This is a genomic window from Okeania sp. SIO2B3 (genome assembly GCF_010672525.1).
Lineage (GTDB): Bacteria > Cyanobacteriota > Cyanobacteriia > Cyanobacteriales > Microcoleaceae > Okeania.
Genome location: NZ_JAAHGH010000126.1, coordinates 1 through 18466, shown reverse-complemented (window position 1 = coordinate 18466; position 18466 = coordinate 1). Strand labels below are relative to the sequence as shown.

Annotated in this window: 14 protein-coding genes; 11 read left to right on the top strand and 3 right to left on the bottom strand. The window is 33.7% G+C overall.

Annotated elements, in window-relative coordinates:
- Nucleotides 1-2240 precede the first annotated feature (2240 nt).
- Nucleotides 2241-4316: a biosynthetic arginine decarboxylase gene (speA, locus tag F6K15_RS33795; protein ID WP_293069867.1), complete on the bottom strand. Its 2076-nt coding sequence runs from the start codon at nt 4314-4316 to the stop codon at nt 2241-2243.
- A 388-nt stretch (nt 4317-4704) separates the two neighbouring features.
- On the opposite strand from speA, the gene ndk reads away from it, so the two are divergent.
- From ndk to F6K15_RS33780, 3 genes are all read left to right on the top strand, one after another.
- A complete protein-coding gene (gene ndk / locus F6K15_RS33790) occupies nt 4705-5154 on the top strand; it encodes a nucleoside-diphosphate kinase (protein ID WP_293069865.1) in 450 nt (149 codons plus the stop codon).
- 1579 nt (nt 5155-6733) lie between these two features.
- Entirely contained in the window at nt 6734-6829 is a 96-nt protein-coding gene (psaM, locus tag F6K15_RS33785) for a photosystem I reaction center subunit XII (protein WP_071525264.1), read from the top strand.
- 639 nt (nt 6830-7468) lie between these two features.
- Complete coding sequence (locus F6K15_RS33780) at nt 7469-7885, top strand: hypothetical protein (protein WP_293069859.1); 417 nt, start codon at nt 7469-7471, stop codon at nt 7883-7885.
- A gap of 541 nt (nt 7886-8426) precedes the next feature.
- On the opposite strand, the gene ctpA is transcribed toward F6K15_RS33780, so the two are convergent.
- On the bottom strand, nt 8427-9665 hold the full coding sequence (gene ctpA, locus F6K15_RS33775) for a carboxyl-terminal processing protease CtpA (protein WP_293069857.1): 1239 nt from the start codon (nt 9663-9665) through the stop codon (nt 8427-8429).
- Nucleotides 9666-10001: 336 nt separating this feature from the next.
- On the opposite strand from ctpA, the gene petB reads away from it, so the two are divergent.
- The 4 genes from petB to F6K15_RS33755 all read left to right on the top strand — a co-directional run bounded on the left by petB (nt 10002) and on the right by F6K15_RS33755 (nt 13738).
- Nucleotides 10002-10670, top strand: coding sequence for a cytochrome b6 (gene petB, locus F6K15_RS33770; protein ID WP_094671387.1), 669 nt, complete (start codon nt 10002-10004; stop codon nt 10668-10670).
- A gap of 105 nt (nt 10671-10775) precedes the next feature.
- Nucleotides 10776-11258 carry a cytochrome b6-f complex subunit IV gene (gene petD / locus F6K15_RS33765; RefSeq protein WP_124145046.1) on the top strand — a complete coding sequence of 161 codons (483 nt, stop codon included), beginning with the start codon at nt 10776-10778 and terminating at the stop codon, nt 11256-11258.
- Nucleotides 11259-12149: 891 nt separating this feature from the next.
- Nucleotides 12150-13301: a glycosyltransferase family 4 protein gene (locus tag F6K15_RS33760; RefSeq protein ID WP_293069850.1), complete on the top strand. Its 1152-nt coding sequence runs from the start codon at nt 12150-12152 to the stop codon at nt 13299-13301.
- Between the two features lie 41 nt (nt 13302-13342).
- Nucleotides 13343-13738 (top strand): hypothetical protein, encoded by a 396-nt coding sequence (locus tag F6K15_RS33755; protein ID WP_293069849.1) that lies wholly within the window; start codon nt 13343-13345, stop codon nt 13736-13738.
- Between the two features lie 1125 nt (nt 13739-14863).
- Here F6K15_RS33755 and F6K15_RS33750 read toward each other — a convergent pair.
- On the bottom strand, nt 14864-15925 hold the full coding sequence (locus F6K15_RS33750; RefSeq protein ID WP_293069848.1) for an endonuclease/exonuclease/phosphatase family protein: 1062 nt from the start codon (nt 15923-15925) through the stop codon (nt 14864-14866).
- Between the two features lie 324 nt (nt 15926-16249).
- Here F6K15_RS33750 and F6K15_RS33745 point away from each other — a divergent pair, with 324 nt between their 5' ends.
- The 4 genes from F6K15_RS33745 to F6K15_RS38850 form a co-directional block, all read left to right on the top strand.
- Entirely contained in the window at nt 16250-16537 is a 288-nt protein-coding gene (locus F6K15_RS33745; RefSeq protein ID WP_293069846.1) for a hypothetical protein, read from the top strand.
- Between the two features lie 100 nt (nt 16538-16637).
- The gene (locus tag F6K15_RS33740; protein ID WP_293069844.1) at nt 16638-17018 is read left to right on the top strand and encodes a PH domain-containing protein; all 381 of its coding nucleotides are present in this window, start codon (nt 16638-16640) and stop codon (nt 17016-17018) included.
- 765 nt (nt 17019-17783) lie between these two features.
- A complete protein-coding gene (locus tag F6K15_RS38855) occupies nt 17784-18035 on the top strand; it encodes a transposase (RefSeq protein ID WP_363269279.1) in 252 nt (83 codons plus the stop codon).
- Nucleotides 18016-18466: RNA-guided endonuclease TnpB family protein (locus F6K15_RS38850; RefSeq protein ID WP_363269277.1), on the top strand; the 451-nt coding region annotated here is incomplete at its 3' end. The genes F6K15_RS38855 and F6K15_RS38850, both read left to right, overlap by 20 nt.

The window sequence follows — 18466 nt, the reverse complement described above, 5'->3', positions numbered from 1 at the left end:
AAAATGTCTTCAGCTAACCTTAGTAATTTCTTGAATATGTTCATGTATCTGTTTGCGCAGCATTCTGTAGGAAATGCTGAATGCTTAATACTGAATGCTTACGGTTAATTTGTAATTAGGGTTTGCGTATGGAAAGTCTTTTTGCTCTTTGTAGGAGACAGCTATACTGGAGACAACCCACCCCTCGCCCCTAACCCCTCCGGTGGAGGGGAAGACAGGAGAAATAGGAATGAGCGAAGAGGTAGGAGCGGGCGTTTTGTAAGAGTGATTTTTCTGCCCAACTATGCGCCTAAAATACGTTCAAATTTGAGCGTGAAGAGCTGAAAACCAGGTACTGAAATTCTACCCTAAAAAGGCTAAAGTCTATATATGTAATGCTTTTAGATTTAATCAGCAAACCCTAATTAAGAAGGAATGGTTGATAATTTTTTTGACTGTGTGTCACCTCTTCTATAGATGATAATTTTAGGAAACAAGAGTTATTAACTTGTTGATTTTAAACTTTAGAAATTACCAGAATATAGTTTATATCCACAATAGTTTACGAGCAATATTCTCCTGGTGGCATAACCACAGTTTTTGGAGTATTGTATCAGTAAAGTCACTACAGGATTATCAGAAAGAAGTGGCAATTTCTAAGATATTCAAAGGGTGAAAACAATTAAAAACCTAATTTTCAAAAGTTTTATTAGAAGAGATAATAGTGAGCTAAACGGTTAACCTACTGTTTATTATGGTCAACAAAAATAAGTAAGTTACTTCATTCAATTTTATATAGTTTATAGCAGAAGGAAGAAGGAAGAAGGAAGAAGGAAGAATGAAAAATTTGGCGTTGTCTGAGTTTGAAGTTTTTGATATCTCCTAACCTTTCCTTCCACTGCTATCATAAATGTTGATAGAGGACTCCCATTATAGTCTCTTTTATTTAACGTGGAGAGTGTCGAATATCAAATATGTTAGTTTCTGAGTAGTATAATTCCTAAAGTTAGTATGGATAAAAGATATTTTACTCCTACTGGATTAACTCTTATTACTAAATGCTGAATTATATCAATGCTAATAACAGAAGGAAGAAGGAAGAAGGAAGAAGGAAGAAGGAAGAATGAAAAATTTGGCGTTGTCTGAGTTTAAAGTTTTTGATATATCTTGACTTTTCCTTCGACTGTTATATATCAAATATAGCGTTTCTCAAGTTACTGAGGTACAGTTTTTTTCTGATTTTCTATTTCCTAAAACATCCAAATTACTACTCCCTACTCCCTACTTCCGCGCAATAAAAGAATTTTGTACCTCACGCTCTTGACTTTTCCTTCGACTGTTATATATCAAATATAGCGTTTCTCAAGTTACTGAGGTACAGTTTTTTTCTGATTTTCTATTTCCTAAAACATCCAAATTACTACTCCCTACTCCCTACTTCCGCGCAATAAAAGAATTTTGTACCTCACGCTTCTTGGGAATTGCTATACATTAGTTTATGAGTAGTATAATTCCTAAAGTTAGTATGGATAAAAGATATTTTACTCCTACTGTATTAACTATTGTTACTAAATGCTGAATTATATCAATTTTAGGGGATTTGATGGGTGCATCTCATATTTATAAAAATACTTTTTTTCTATATATTCTCTATTCCCTATTCCCTATTCCCTGTTCCCTAAAAGCGATAAATTTTTGGCTTTATTCAAAATTGAGATGCACCCGATTTGATATTAGTTCATAGGGTTGAAATTGAAGGAAGAGGGAAAAAGGTTGATTAACTTTTTTTTGACTTTTGAATTATGTGAAGTGATTGTCTGAAATTTACTCTTAATATCATGTCCGTTTAATAGCGCTAACAAAAATTTTTCTTCTCCTCTTGCTGATTCTTTCCTCCTTACTCTTGACTCCAGACTCCTGACTCCTTAATCTTTATTTATAAGTAGGGTTTGCTGATTAATTCTAACAGTATTGACTGATATTGGTTTGAGCGTTTTATAATTGAAAAAAGTACCAGCTTTTTGGTGGAAAAGGCTCAAAAAGTTAGTATTTTGGGATGATTATGGCAGAAAAATTGAGAGACAATTCTTACTCCTAGCTCCTCGCTCCCAAGCCATTTCTCCTGTCTCCTGTCTCCTGTCTCCTACCCCAACAAAAAGACTTTCCATACGCAAACCCTAAGTATTCAACCTTACATGGTATAACTTCTTCCTTCTTGCTTTTTAATTCCTTTTAGTAGTCTTTCCAATCCTAATAATCTCTTATATTAGATAAGTGTAACTGCTGAGACTATTCTCATAATTTTGCAGCAGCATTCGCGACTCTTTAATAGTAATTTTTTCTTCTTGTAAAGCTTGCTCTGTTTGACGACGAATACTTTCTACTAAACCATCAGAATTATACTGAACATAATTTAATACTTCTGTCATTGTGTCACCTTTAACAACGTGTTCGATTTTGTAACCTGAAGGGGTTAATTTAATATGCAAAACATTAACATCACCAAATAGGTTATGTAGATTACCCATTATTTCTTGATAAGCACCTCCAAGAAACATTGCTAGATAGTAAGGTTGAAAATTAGAAGCAATTTCTTTTGGTGAATTTTCTAATGTTTTACTGGCGAATTCTTGAGAAGATTTATCGCTAAGTTGACTTTGAAGAGGATGTAATTCTAATAATGACTTGACATCTCGTAGATCGATAAATTGCTCAATTTTTCCATCACTATCACAGGTAAGGTCCGCTAATATAGCTCTTTCTGTAGGTTCTTCATCTAACCTGTGAATAGGCATAATTGGAAATAATTGATTAATCGCCCAACTATCAGGAGCAGATTGAAAAACAGAAAGATTAATGTAATAAATAGATGCCATGATTTTTTCTAGTTCTTCTAAATCATCTGGAATATATTCAGAACCTTTTAATATCTCTTGAATTTTCCGAAAACATCCCCAATATAGTTGTTCTACTTTGGCGCGGTCGCTAATACTAAGATATCCAAAATTAAATAGACTTATAGATTCTTCTTTGAATTGAATTGCGTCGTGATATGCTTCCTGGTAATTATTTTTGTTAATAGATTGATAAGTTTCGTAGAGGTTTTGTAGAATTAAATGCTCGTCTTTTTCAACAACTTCAGGTTCTTCTTTTGGAACTTGACTAACTCCTAAAACATCAAAAATCAGAACTGATTGATGAGATGCAACAGCTCTGCCACTTTCACTAACTAATATTGGTGGTAATATATTTTTCTCTTCACAAGCTTCTTTAACTTCTGCCACAATATCATTAGCATAGTTCTGCATATCATAGTTTTTGGAAGCATAAAACTTACTTTTCGAGCCATCATAATCAACAGCCAAACCACCACCAACATCTAAGTATTTCATATTAGCTCCTAGTTGAGCTAATTCTACATAAATTTGACTGGCTTCTCTAATAGCATCCTTAATTACACTAATTGAAGAAATTTGAGAACCAATATGAAAATGCAAGAGCTGCAAAGAATCTAAAATATCTGCATTTTTTAACTGATTAACAACTTGAATTATTTCTGGAATACCAAGACCAAATTTTGCGCGATCTCCTGTAGTTCCTGCCCAACGACCGATACCTTTAGTACTAAGTTTTACTCTAACTCCTACTACTGGTTTAATATTTAGTTTTCGACTAGCTTCTATTACTAACTGTACTTCTTCTAACTGTTCAATCACAACTATTGCTTTCTTTCCTAACCCTTGAGCTAGCATTGCTGTCTCAATATATTCTCGGTCTTTATAACCATTACAAATTATCAGTGAATCAGGAGTATTTAAAGTCGCGATCGCAATTAACAATTCAGGTTTTGAACCTGCTTCTAAACCAAATTTATGAGGCTTACCAAATTCAACAATTTCTTCTACTAATTGACGATTTTGATTACATTTTACTGGAAATACACCACGATAAATATTTTGATATTTATAACGAGCGATCGCCTTAGAAAAACAAGCATTTAAACGTTCAATTCTATCTTCAAGGATATCGGAAAATCTAATAATTAAAGGTAATCCTATATTTCTTTGTTTAATAGATTCAATCAGGTCAAATAGGTCTATTGAACCTCCTAGATCGCCTTTAGGAGAAACTGTAATATGACCAGCAGAATTAATTGAAAAATAGGGATTACCCCATCCTTGAATTCTATATAATTTCTCACTATCTTCAATAGTCCATACTTTTTTTTGTTGAGGGTTTATCCGATCAATTTCTGTTTTAGAAGTAGAAGTATTAGTTAATGATGTGTTGTTTGAAATATCAGAAGTATTTTGATTTATAGTTGACTGTAAATCCATGATGTGTTTTACTTTTAATATACTAAGATTGGAATAATTGTAACTTAATTACTGGTAAATTCGGATAATTAAGTATTAGCGCTAGATATAGTAGCCAAAAACTATAGCACTATACTATATGTAGTGTTTAGTCTATAAAAAGCAGAAGGAAGAAGGAAGAAGGAAGAAGGAAGAAGTAAAAATCTTACATTGTCTGAGTTTTAAGCTTTTGATATGTCCTAACCTTCCCTTCGACCGCTATAAGTACATAAGTGCCCTAGTCGAAGATTAAATATTGATTCTTAGCGAAAAGCTTCATAAATTTTTTTGCCACGCAAATATTTAGGGCAGAGTGTCAAATCAGGTTAATCTGTATTGTGTATTCAGAAAATTTTTGAGGAGTATCAGTTTGGAACGCAGCTTCATAGCTATTAAACCCGATGGGGTCCAAAGAGGACTTGTCGCCGAGATTATTGGTCGCTTTGAAAAAAAAGGTTTTACTCTAGTAGGTCTAAAAATGATGATGGTCAGTCGTGAGCTAGCTGAACAGCATTATGATGTTCACCGGGAAAAACCGTTTTTTAATGGATTAGTAGAATTTATTATCTCTAGCCCAATAGTAGCAATGGTTTGGGAAGGTGAAGGAGTTGTTGCGTCCGCGAGAAAAATTATTGGGGCAACTAATCCTCTAAACTCTGAGCCTGGTACAATTAGAGGTGATTATGGAATTAGTATTGGCCGTAACTTGATACATGGCTCTGACGCAATTGAGACTGCTCAAAGGGAAATTAGTCTCTGGTTTAAAGAGGAAGAATTAGCCACATGGGAGCCAACTCTGACTAAGTGGATTGTTGAATAAACAAGATAGAGAAGATTTTTCTGATCTAGAATTTTTGTTAGTTAGCTCTCTAAATCAGGGAGCTAACTTTGTCAAGACCATATAATATTTAGAATCAATAAATTTTAACTTTATCTGTTCAATATAGCAGAAGTATTTGTTTGAAAAAATTCCTCTGCTTTATAAATATAGCAAAACTTAAAATATCAATTATTAACTATTCTGAATCAGCTATTATTTGGTTAATAACTCTCGCGAATATAGCGACTTTAAATAGGCTATGAATAAACGTTAGTCTGAGAAAATATATATAAAGTCAAGCAAAATTAATTGTATAGCAGTTGCCATTACTGCATTTGACATATAAAAAGCTTAAAACTCAGACAAAGCCAGATTTTTCCTTATTCCTTCTTCCTTCTGCTACATATTTGATGTTCAGGTTAAATAGGAAGGAAAATTTATTTTTATATCTACTACTAAAGCATACAAATATATTCTCTACTTCCTATAAATGTTAAATTAATTTTGCACAGTTACTTAAAACTTAGGTAAGCATTTCCTGCGGACTGCTGCGCAAACAGCTATTAGCGGTCAGCTATTCCGTTTGTCATGCTGCGCAAACAGCTTTTTAATAGACATCTCCACCAAATGAGGGAGTAGGGAACCCACCCCTCGCCCCTCCCCCTCCCAGGAGGGGAAGAATTGATAATTGCTTTGCGATAATTGATTTGATTTTTTATTATTGGAGATGTCTAATGAATGAAGCAAACATTCATTTAATTTCTACTGCATTCTCAACCAGATATTCGTACTCTGAAACTTTGATAAAATTGCTTTTTTCTATTTGTAAAGGTAATAAAGCTGAAGTCCGCAGTTCCGACCATAGGAGGCTAGCTGATAGCTGACTGCTGAATGCTTACAAACTTAGTCTAACTATCTTTTATATATCTTTACTGTTAATTACCTATTTATAGAACCCTGATGGTATCTTTATCAACGGTGTGTGTTTTTGACAGAGGAGTTAGAATGGCTGAGTTGCTGAATTCAGGAGTTCGAGAAATATAACAGGGAAAAAGATAGAAAAATATTCCCATATTGACTATATCCTGATGTTTACTACACCAATAGATAGCTCTCAAATTTGTTCTATATGAAATACAAAAAACTGTATTGTGCAAATATACGAATCTCCCCATCTACCTATCAATTTTTGGTACTAAACATTAACGTATTTCACATTAGGATGTCTATCAGCTAAAACGCATTGAAATTTTATATTCTCTGTTCCTTGTTCCCTGTTCCCTCTTCCTAAAATTGGGATATATAGTCTAAATGCTTAAAAACTTAAAATATTAATAGTAGTTTAACTAATTCTATATTCTTGAAAATAATTTTTTTTTGTTAACTTATATTGAGTTATATTAAGAATTTTACGAGATGTTTAAGACAATAGCAAACCCCACAGCTAAGTATATCAAACGGGTAGTGTAGAAGAGGAAGAAAAATTAGTATTTGTTTCAAGTTGTGAATTTGCCAATTACGGGTAAAATATGGAAAATTAACTGCAAACTACAAATACAAACATTAGGAGTTTTGAACTATGCCTCTATCTGATACTCAAGTATTAGTTGCTCTAGTAATTGCTCTCATCCCAGGAATCTTAGCATTCCGACTCTCAACTGAGCTTTACAAATAAAATCTCGGTCAATTATCAAAATCTAAATTTGTCCTCACAGTTGTTTCTCAAGATACAGTAGAATTTTTGCTCTTTAGCAAAACATAAGTATGATTGAGAAGTTAGTATATAAAAACTGTGGGGGCAGATTTTTTCTGGAATAGGAATCTTCAAAAAATGTCTTTGCTGTGAAAACCAAAGGTTATTTCAGTTATCAGTTATCAGTTATCAGTTATCAGTTATCAGTTATCAGGAATTCTGCAATAAGAAGGTTTGACATCAGGAATATTCTCTTTTTTTATCCCCTTAAAAGGCTATGCTTTACAAACATCTTTCTTCACATAAAACGTAGACATTATAGACAAGTTATGTACTAGCCTTTCAAAGATTTTTGCCAGAGAAAAAGTGTATTAAAAAGTATATTTTTTTTTGATAACTTAAGTAGTTTTTCCGATCTACTATTATTCTTTCTCCCTTCTCCCCCGCTCCCTACTCCCCTACTCCCCTACTCCCCTACTACACACAAGGTTTTCAGGAGTTCCTGATAACGGATAGCTTAAAAGGGGAGGATTTAGATCACAATTTTTAGGTAGACTCCATTGATAGATTAATATCTAAATAGAAAAATCTTCTAATTGATGAAGCTACCCTCAAAAAATTATGCAAGCTACTAAACCTGTAACATTTTCACCAGTTTCTCACAACAGTCCTACTCAAGTAAAACCTCGAATTTTTTCCAAAAGAATCAAATCTACCTATCTAGGAATAACAATTGAAACCACACTCAAATTATTTACTAATATTATAATTTCTGTTTGTGTAACATCAGCTTTCTTAAAATTGTGGCCTTATTACCAATCTATTCAAGAAAAGCTACAAGTCATTGAATCTGAAATTGAAGCTACAACAGAAAGACTTAATCAAGAGAAAGCAGATTTTAGTCGTTATTTCGATCCTAGTCAAGCCAAAAGTATTATGCAAGAACAAAGCAACCGAGTAGACCCTCATCAAATACCGATAATTTGGCTAGAAGATAATGGTATTAAACCAAATTCAGAATCTATTAGCTCTCCTTGAAACAGTAGTAAGTAGTTGTTATTAGGAGGGAGACAAGCAGGACAAGGGAGAAAAAAGCATAGATATGAGTTTGAATGTATTTCTGCTTCCTTGTGAACTTTCCCCCTAGTCTACTTTGTACCCAAAAATAATTTTGTAGTCTACATGATTTACGCAAAATATGAAATTATACACCATTTGTAGGGATTAACAGCCGTTAACCACTACTAAAAGAGTATTCAAAATAGTCTGAGAAAACAAAGATTTCTGAATATTAAAGTTATAATATTTAGGGTTTTGTATTAGGGATACTCTACTTAATAATTTGTGCAGAAATTTCAGATTCATTGAATAATTATGAATATTACGTAGAAACACAACTCCTGAATCTTTACCGAAAAATTCTGATATAAAGCCTCCCCTTTTAAGGGGATAAAAAAAGAGAATATTCCTAATGTCAAGCCTCCTTATTGCAAGAGGATAGGTACTGTTAACGCAGTTCCGACCTTATGAGGCTAACTGATAACTGAAATGACCCCAATGAAGTATAGATAAAAAATCACTAGGCTGCATTTGCTAATGCAATTTCAGATGTCAGAAGTTCCACTGCAGCTTGATATTGTTTGTCAGCTTCTGTAGTAATTTGGTAAGGCAAAATGGGGTCTTGTTCCACCACAATATCAGGCATAATTCCCTGTTTATTGATATCTGTATGGTTTGGTGTTTCATACTTGGCCACTGTCACGGCCAATCCCGAACCATCAGACAAATCAAACAAAGACTGAATTAACCCTTTGCCAAAAGTTCTTTCACCCACTAACAAAGCACGGCCATTATCCTGAAGAGCACCTGCAAGAATTTCACTGGCACTAGCAGTTCCCTGATTAGTTAATACCACTAACGGAGAATCAGTTATGGCCAGTCCCTCAGCATCAAAACTACCAAGAAATCTTTGTCTGTTGACCGTGTAAACAATAGTACCATCATCCAACCATAGACGAGCAATTTCTATGCCAGCTTGTAATAGTCCACCTGGATTATTGCGTAAATCAAGCACATAACCAATTGCCCCTTGTTGTTCAAAACTTTCTACTGCCTGAGTTACTTCTGCCGCCGCATTAGCATTAAATTGACTCAGACGAATATAACCAATTTTTCCTGTTTCCGGGCTAGACTTTAATTCAGCATAGACTGGGTTAATTTCAATAGTATCCCTAATTAGTGTGATGTCTTCAGGTTGGTCTTTGTTTTCTGTCAAAATTGTCAATACCACAGAAGAACCAACAGGACCTCGCATTCTATTTGCAGCTTCATCCAAAGTAAATCCTGAAGTTAGTTGGCCATCAATTTTGAGCACGCGATCGCGAGGTTGAATACCAGCAGCTTCAGCAGGAGAACCCTCCAGGGGAGATATGACTATTAATTCTCCTGTTTGAGGGTCCAAAGCAATTTGTAAACCTACTCCTGTTAATTCTCCAGAGGTATTAACCTGCAAATTATTGTATTGTTCTGGTTTGAGAAGTCTGGTGAAGGGGTCTTCCAGACTGGCCAACATTTCCTGAATGGCATTATAGGTATCGTCTCTGTTTTTTAAGGGTTTCTTAATCAATTTTTGACGTACAAACCACCAATTCTGATGATTGAAAGAATCATCAACATAAGCCAAGTTAACTATTCGCCAAGCTTCGCCCAATAAACTCTGTTCCTCTGTTAATGCTGATGCAGATGATGTCCAAAATCCACAACTCAGAATCACTGGTAATATTAAGAGAAATATAACTCGGATAAATCTGTTTTTCATAGATACAATAACTTATTTGCCTTATAGGATTATTGAGTAAAATCTATAGTATAAATGAAAAATACTGAATACCTCAAACTTCATAAAAGCTGATACCTGGATAGCTAATACCTGGATGAAATTTATCCACAAGTTATGTTAAATTTTATAACTGGAGGGTAGAGAATAATGAAGATTTATTTATTAAAGTTAAAGTAGACTTGTCTCTAGATTCCTTTACCAGTTGGTATTATATTTTGTATTGCTGGTTAAAGGTTTTAGGTAAGTATACTTTAGTCTAACTACCCAAAACCATCGATTAAAACACAGCAATATTCATCTAGGATTTTTGGCTTCATGTTCACAAAACAGGTAACTGATTCACCAGCTTATAAGTGGTTCGATGAGCGCTTAGAAATTCAAGCGATATCTGACGATATTTCTAGCAAATATGTTCCACCCCATGTAAATATTTTTTATTGCTTGGGTGGCATTACTTTGGTTTGCTTCCTCATCCAGTTTGCTACTGGGTTTGCTATGACTTTTTACTACAAGCCAACAGTAACAGAAGCACTAGCATCAGTTCAATATATTATGACTGAGGTTAACTTCGGTTGGCTAATTCGTTCTATCCATCGTTGGTCCGCCAGTATGATGGTGCTGATGATGATTCTTCATGTTTTCCGAGTTTATCTCACAGGCGGTTTCAAGAAACCCCGCGAACTTACTTGGGTAACAGGTGTAGTTATGGCTGTAATTACTGTTAGTTTTGGTGTTACAGGTTATTCTCTACCTTGGGACCAAATTGGTTATTGGGCTGTGAAAATTGTTTCTGGTGTACCTGATGCAATTCCATTTGTTGGTCCATTTATTGTAGAACTAATGCGTGGTAGTACAAGTGTTGGTCAAGCAACTCTAACTCGCTTCTACAGTCTTCATACTTTTGTACTACCTTGGCTAATTGCAGTATTTATGCTATTGCATTTCTTGATGATTCGTAAGCAAGGTATCTCTGGACCTTTGTAAGTTAAGCTATAAGGCAAGAATCTCCCACTATAATATTTGATTTAGTGGTGAGAGTGTCAAAAATAATCAAATACTAGCTCTCGGTGATTACGGAGAATAAAAAATATGTCCACTTTAAAAAAGCCGGATCTGAGCGATCCTCAATTAAGAGCTAAGTTGGCTAAAGGTATGGGTCACAATTATTATGGTGAACCTGCTTGGCCTAATGACTTACTCTATATCTTTCCAGTCGTAATTGTTGGTACTTTTGCTTTGTGTGTAGGTCTAGCGGTACTAGATCCTGCTATGGTTGGCGAACCAGCAGACCCATTTGCTACACCTCTAGAAATTCTGCCTGAATGGTACTTCTGGCCAGTGTTTCAAATCTTGCGTACTGTACCTAATAAATTGTTGGGTATTGTAGCAATGGCTTCTATTCCTCTGGGATTAATGTTGGTTCCTTTCATTGAAAGTGTGAACAAGTTCCAAAACCCTTTCCGTCGTCCAGTAGCTACTGCTGTATTCCTGTTTGGTACAGCAGTAACTCTGTGGTTGGGTATTGGTGCTACTTTACCAATTGAGAAATCCTTGACTTTTGGTCTATTCTAAGATTGGGAGTTATAAAATAGGACTTCTAAAATAATATTTTACACCCTTTGTTTATTTTCTTGATGAGTACATTTGTAGTTGTGTGCTTGTGTGAATTTTCAAAGGGTGTAAAATTTTTTTGGGGGTTGCAAATTGTGGAATGATACTACCAAAAATAGGTTGAGATTTTGACTAAAAAAACCTAATATTAATCATTCGAGTAATTGTCAAATCCAAAATCAAATTCAATCAAAAATATCAAATCATTAATGAATCTATCCCACTATTTTTAACAGGTTTATTTATTTAAGTAGGGCTTGCTGATTAAAGATAAAATAATTACCAGATAAAGGTTTTAGCCTTTTTAGGTATTGAAAAAGTACATAGTTTTTGGCTCAATTAGTATCAAAAAGCTAATATTTTTACCTGAAAATGCCAAAAATTTGGCCGTAGCAGATAGTCTAAACTGTTGCCTGTTGCCTTTCGGAGCTGTTGCCTACCATCACCATAAGACTTTTTCAGCAAACCCTAAGTAAAATTCTGTTTGAAAAGCTTAATTTTTCGTTTTTATACGCTATTCGTTAGAGAATAGGGAACAGGGAATAGCAAACTGTAAAAGGGTTTTAAGATTGAAAAATGTCCTAACCAATTCTTGTAGTGCTATAGTTCTCAAAATATTTAGGATATTTAGCAAAAATCTTATTACTGGCAACTGTCATAGGTTAATTACTGTGAAACGCCTTTTTTTGAGTTGTAATTGTAATATAATTACTAAAAGTCAGATAAATTATAATTTATATTCATAATCCCTGATTAAAAGTTCAATATAACTAGCTTTTACTACGCTTTGCTATAAATAGTATCTAGAGGTGCTTGGAAATAAAAAATATAAATCATAATTTGGAGATTAATTTGGCTAACAAGGTTAATGAAAAAAAAGGAAATACATTTGTTTTTCTGGAAATTTTATCTCGTGAAGGTGGCATTCAATCTTATGTTAGAGATATTTTCCAGGCTTACCAAGACTTAACAAATTCTACAAATGCTTCTGATTCAGTTCTAGATACTGATATATTATTACTTAGAGATGGACTAGAATGTGAAAATCCCTATCAGTCTAAGAGTATAAATTTCTATTATTTAAAAACTCAGCCTATTTGGTTAGGGCGTTTTAGGTTAGCAACAACATTGTTATGGTGTTTACTGACAAAACAACCTCAACAAGTTTTTTGTGGTCATATTAATTTAGCTCCATTAGTTCAAATTTTGTGTGTACCTCTCGGCATTCCCTACACAATTTTCACTTATGGTAAAGAAGTGTGGGAACCACTACCAAATAAATATCAACAGGCATTAAAACAAGCAGCTCGTATTTTAACTATTAGTCGTTATAGTCGCGATCGCTGTTGTGAAAATAATTATCTAGAACAAGAAAAGTTTCAGTTGTTACCTTGTATGGTAGATGAGAATATTTTTATTCCTCAGCCTAAACCAAAAGATTTGATTGAGCGTTACAACCTGGAAGGGGCAAAGGTATTAATGACTGTCGCTAGACTTTGGTCAGGAGACCCCTATAAAGGTGTTGATGTTACAATTCGTGCTCTTCCTAGAATACTACAAATATTCCCAGAAGTAAAGTATTTAGTTATTGGAAGAGGAGATGACCAACCCCGGTTAGCTAAGTTAGCTGAAGATTTAGGGGTGGAGAAACAAGTGATATTTGCTGGGTTTGTGCCTACAGAAGATTTGGTTAGACATTATCAAGTAGCTGATGCTTATGTGATGCCTTCTCAGGAAGGGTTTGGTATTGTGTATTTAGAGGCAATGGCCTGTGGAATACCAGTTTTATCGGGTGATGCGGATGGATCGGCGGACCCTTTGCAGGATGGAAAATTAGGATGGCGCGTACCTTATAGAGATCCAGAAGCAGTAGCTAATGCTTGTATTGAGATGTTGAAGGGAGAGGACCGGAGGTGTGATGGTCATTGGTTGCGAGAAGAAAGTGTAAAAGTGTTTGGTAGGGTTGCCTTTACTGAAAGGGTAAAACAACTTTTAAATTTGTGATTAGGATATAAGTAAGGATGGATATTTAAGGAGATAATGAAGTGAATCAAGGCAATTCAAAAGTATTTAAATTAACACTGGCCAGTATTGGTAATTGGCTAATTGTTTTAGCTGTTGTTTGGCTTTTAGGGTCTATAGGTTTAGGATGGTTAGTTAACTCTGTTTTGATATTAATTGGTTTTATATTGATTGCACCTATAATTGCATTTATTGGATTACGTTGGTGGTTAAATCGTAATTTAATTATAGATAAATGTCCTGTTTGTAGTTATGAATTTACTGCTTTAAATCAGACTCAATTTCAATGTCCTAGTTGTGGAGAACCACTTAAGGTTGAAGGGGGTAATTTTAGTAGGTTAACTCCTCCTGGTACTATTGATGTATCTGCTGTGGAGATTAATGCACAACAAATTGAAGACTATAAGTCAAAAAATTGATTTATTTAATATTAATTTGATAGTGGTTCTAAGTTCAACAATTAATAATTAATAATTAATAATTAATAATTACCTCTCCTTGAAAAGAAGAGGATTGACTCAAAGGAAAAATTTTTCTTGTTTCTCCTTTAAAGGATAGGCTTTAAACCTTAATTTTTCGGTAAAAAATTTTCTCTGAAAGAAAAACATAAGATATTGGTTAACTAAAATATACTTACTTTCTTTGAGTTAGTTTTGAAAATTAACATTGAGATTTTTTTTAGCTAAATTTATTTGATTTCTAGAGATAGATTCTAGTTAGTCTTGTCAAAGTAGTGATATTAGTTGGCACATATCCTTAGTTATTAAGAACTAATCTACAAAGACCGCTACTTAATTTAATACAAAATGAGCGAGACAAAATGAAAGAGGCAATACTGACTTAAGATGGTAAGTTAATAGCTTTTTATTCTAGTTTAACTAATGCTAATTTGCTATGAAATCAATAAAAATTTAGATTTAGATATTGAATATAAGCTTTTATGTATTGTAGGAAAAATTAATTGGAAATGGAGTAGAAAACTAAACCTTATATCATGTCCGGTTAAATACCTAGGGTTTGCTGAAAAAGTCTTATAGGTGAGGGTAGGAGACAACCCACCCCTAACCCCTCCCAGGAGGGGAAGACAGGAGAAAAGGGAATGAGCGAGAAGGTAGGAGTAAGAATTGTAAGAGTGATTTTTCTGTTCAACTATGCGCCTAAAATACGCTCCTTTTTGAGCGTGAAGAGCTGAAAACCAGGCACTTTTTTCCACCCCAAAAAGTCTAAAACCTTTATCTGTAAATACTTTTAGATTTAATCAGGAAGCCCTACTTATAAATAAATAAATGATTAGGGAGTAGGGTTAACGAAGTCAGAAGTCAAAAGTCAGAAGCGGTGCGACCCCGCGACGACGCTAGTCGCAAGGGAACGCGCACCAAGAGAATCAGAAGTTATTTTTGTAACGGGAATTTGAGCTTTGCTCCAAAAATATGTCGCCTTAAAAGGCGGGGTTTTAGACCCATATTATTTTGATAATAAAGAGATTTGCGATCGCTAGTGAAAGGATAGTTTTTTTGATAACTAATTATCTGGGTATGATATTATTAATTTCCTGATTTGCTAATCAATAAATCTGTAATTAAAGGAAGATGATCTGAACCTAAATTTAAACCGGAATTAGCTCTTGTCTTAACATTTACAACTTTAATTTCTGAACTGATTAAACAATGATCTATGGGAATTTGAAAAAATCTAGATAAAATATACAAGACTATAGAGTTATTAAATCTTGCAGGCCAAGTAGGAATAATACCAAAACCTAAACGACTATTTCTTAATCCAGTTTCTTGTTCTAATTTTTGATAATAAGGAGACCACATTGTTATATTCAAATCTCCTGCAAGAATAACTGGATGATTTAATTGTTGAATATATTTACTAAGTGCTTCTAAAATTTGATTGCGTTGTTTAAAGGTGCTTCTATATATCGGAACAGTAGGATGGGTTGCTATTAAATCAATAGTTTGTTGATTAATGTTGAAGTTAGTAATAATAGTAGGTTTGTTCGGAGCAAAAAATTTTATTGAGTAATCATTGAGAGGAAATTTGCTGTAAACTGCAACAATTCCATAGGGAGGAATTCCATAGGTAGACTTAGAGGCAATTGAATTAGGTAAAATATCAGATAATGTTTGTAGATTTTGAAACCAGGTATTAGTAGGTTCTAAAAAAATTGCTATATCTGGATTTTCTTTTCTTACCATTTTGGTAACTTGTGAATATTGAGAATTTCTGCCTCCATAAAGGTTATAAACTAAAATTCGCAAGTTAGGAGTTTCTTGGCTAATACCATTTCTATGAATATACCAAGGCAAAATTGGGGTGAGGTTAATAATTGTGCAAAATATGCCTACTAATAATAATCTTTTTTTGCCTGTTATGGTTAAGCAACACAATAAAATTAAACTAATTACAAAATATTGAACTTTAAAATGAGAAATTAGCTCGAAAATGATACCTTTTTGCCAATAACTTCCTAGAGAAAACAGAGTGGTAATAATAATTCCTGTGGTTAATAAATAACTGATGATTGTTTTTAGTTTATCAAACCAGGATATTTGCATATAGACTTCAGAAAATACTACTTTAGTTGAATCAAAAATCATTCTAATAGGCACTCGCCACCTAGTACAGTAACTATATCACAATTCTTGTAATGTTAGGTTTGGTGATTAAAGAAGCTACCTTTATTAGTAGTTACAGTGGGTTTTCTCCTGAATTGTAGGATAACTAGCTGATAATCTAATTTATAATAATATATAAATAGTAGCGATCGCTTCTAGATATTATCAGACACATTACAGCATTTTTTCGAGTATAACAGGTACAAACTTTTAAACTTTAGGTCTACTATCCTATGGTCTGCTATCTATGGAGTAATTGTAGCAGTTGCGATTACTTTAATTTGGTACTTTTACAAAAAAAGAATTTTGAGAAAACAAAACCTTCTTGATTCTAAGGATTTAGATAATCTACTTGATAAGATTAAGGATACTAAAGAATTTGTCACAATCAGAAAAGAAGCAATACAACTAATCTATGAACATCAAAATAATCTCAATGTTAAACAATTATCATCATTAGTAAAACTGCTAAAAGAGACAGTAAAACAGATGGAAAAGTTTAAATCTGATGATGATGTAAAAGTTAATGCGGAGCTAAGAAAAGTAGCAGAGTCTCTTGATCTACGTCTAATGGAAAAGCGGAGTTTCAAATAGCTCATAAATTAAAGACTGAAGTATAAATAATGTACTACTAGGCTAATTAGAGTGAAATTTAATTGTACATACTTAAAACAATCTATAAAGGAGTTATTAGATGGAAGTAGAAAGTTGCCGAGTTCATCCTAGTATGTGGAGAAGTAATCCACTTTTATTTATTGTTTATTTGTGTTTGATTTTATTGTTTGGAATAGGACTTATATTCTTACTGATATGGTGGATTAAAAGTAAAAATACAACATTAATAGTCACTGATAAGCGTACATTTTTACAACAGGGTCTACTTAGTAGATACACCAATGAAGTAATGCACGCTCATATCCGCAATATTCAAGTTCAACAGAGTATGATGGAATGTTTGTTCAATACTGGTACTATCAAAATAGCTAGCGCGGGAACAGGGGATATAGAAATTACGGTATCAGGTATTCCTGCTCCCAATAGAATTAAGGAAGTAATTGACCATTATCGTTTGTGAAGTTTACATCAGCAGAAATTTAAGTTTTAGACATTCACAATTTGGTTTATTAGAACTAATTAAATAGATTTGATATTCATTAGACTTCTTCCAAAAGTCAGGGAATAGGAAATAGGGTATAGGGAGATAAAATTGTTGATTTCATATCTTGAATCGCGTAAATTTATTTATCTATAGTCTGGAATACTAAAAAATTAATATTATTTAGTCAGAAGAGAGCCTAAAAAAGTCGATAAAAGCAGGATTGCATAACGGTTAAGCTTTTACAAATAGTTAAGTAGGGAAAGGAATTATGATTGCAGTTTAATTTGTCAATGAACTATTAATAATTAATAATTTTCCTATTAACTATTAATAAAGTACATCTTATGTTGAACAAAAAGTCATGTATATAGCCGAGTTACCCCCACTAACATTACAGTACCAGAAATTTTAAATACTGACAACCTGAAATTCAGGATTTTTTTTGAGCTTTTGAAAATGAAGAAGTTTTTTGATAGCTAATTAATTGATAACTATTCTATTAACTATAAATAAAGTACATCTTATGTTGAACAAAAAGTCATGTATATAGCCGAGTTACCCCCACTAACATTACAGTACCAGAAATTTTAAATACTGACAATTGGTCAACATAAAGTTTATTTAGCCAAGATTGGAAAGCTGAAAATTGTTTGGTCAAGAGAGTTAGCTAGCAATCCTAGCTCCGTCACAGTAATTAAAGATTCAGCTAATAGATATTTCTTGAGTTTTGTAGTAGAAACTATGCCTGAAATCTTGCCTCAAAGTGATAATTCAGTAGGTATAGATTTAGGTATTTCTACATTTGCAACCTTGAGTAATGGTACAAAGATTGATGCACCAAAACCACTCAAAAAACGAATTAAGAAGTATCGAAAGTTAAGTAAGTCATTATCTAAAAAAACTAAAGAGTCTAAAAGGTGTGAAAAAGCACGGGCTAGAGTAGCTAAATTCCATGCCAAGCTGAAAGATACGCTTGACAGATTTTCTACATAAGTTATCTACTAAAATAATTCGTGAAAACCAAACAGTTGTTTTAGAGGATTTAAATGTTTCTGGTATAGTTAAAAATCGTAAATTAGCCAGAGCTATTTCTGATTTAGGATGGCGAAAATTCAGAACATTTTTAGAGGGTAAAGCAGAAAAATACGGTCGCGATTTTAGAATAATTAGTCGTTGGGAACCTACATCTCAAACTTGCTCATGTTGTGGGTTTAAAGGTGGAAAACTAGACCTTCAGGTGCGAGAATGGGAATGTCTCAACTGTGGGGCAAAACACGACCGCGATGAAAATGCAGCAATAAATATATTAGTCGCTCCTTGGGCATGCCTCCTCCGGAGGAGCTACGCTAACGGAGACAAAAAAGCGCACCGAACCCGCGCCGCCGAAAGGCGCAAGGGAACGCGGAGCAAGAAACGGACGTGGA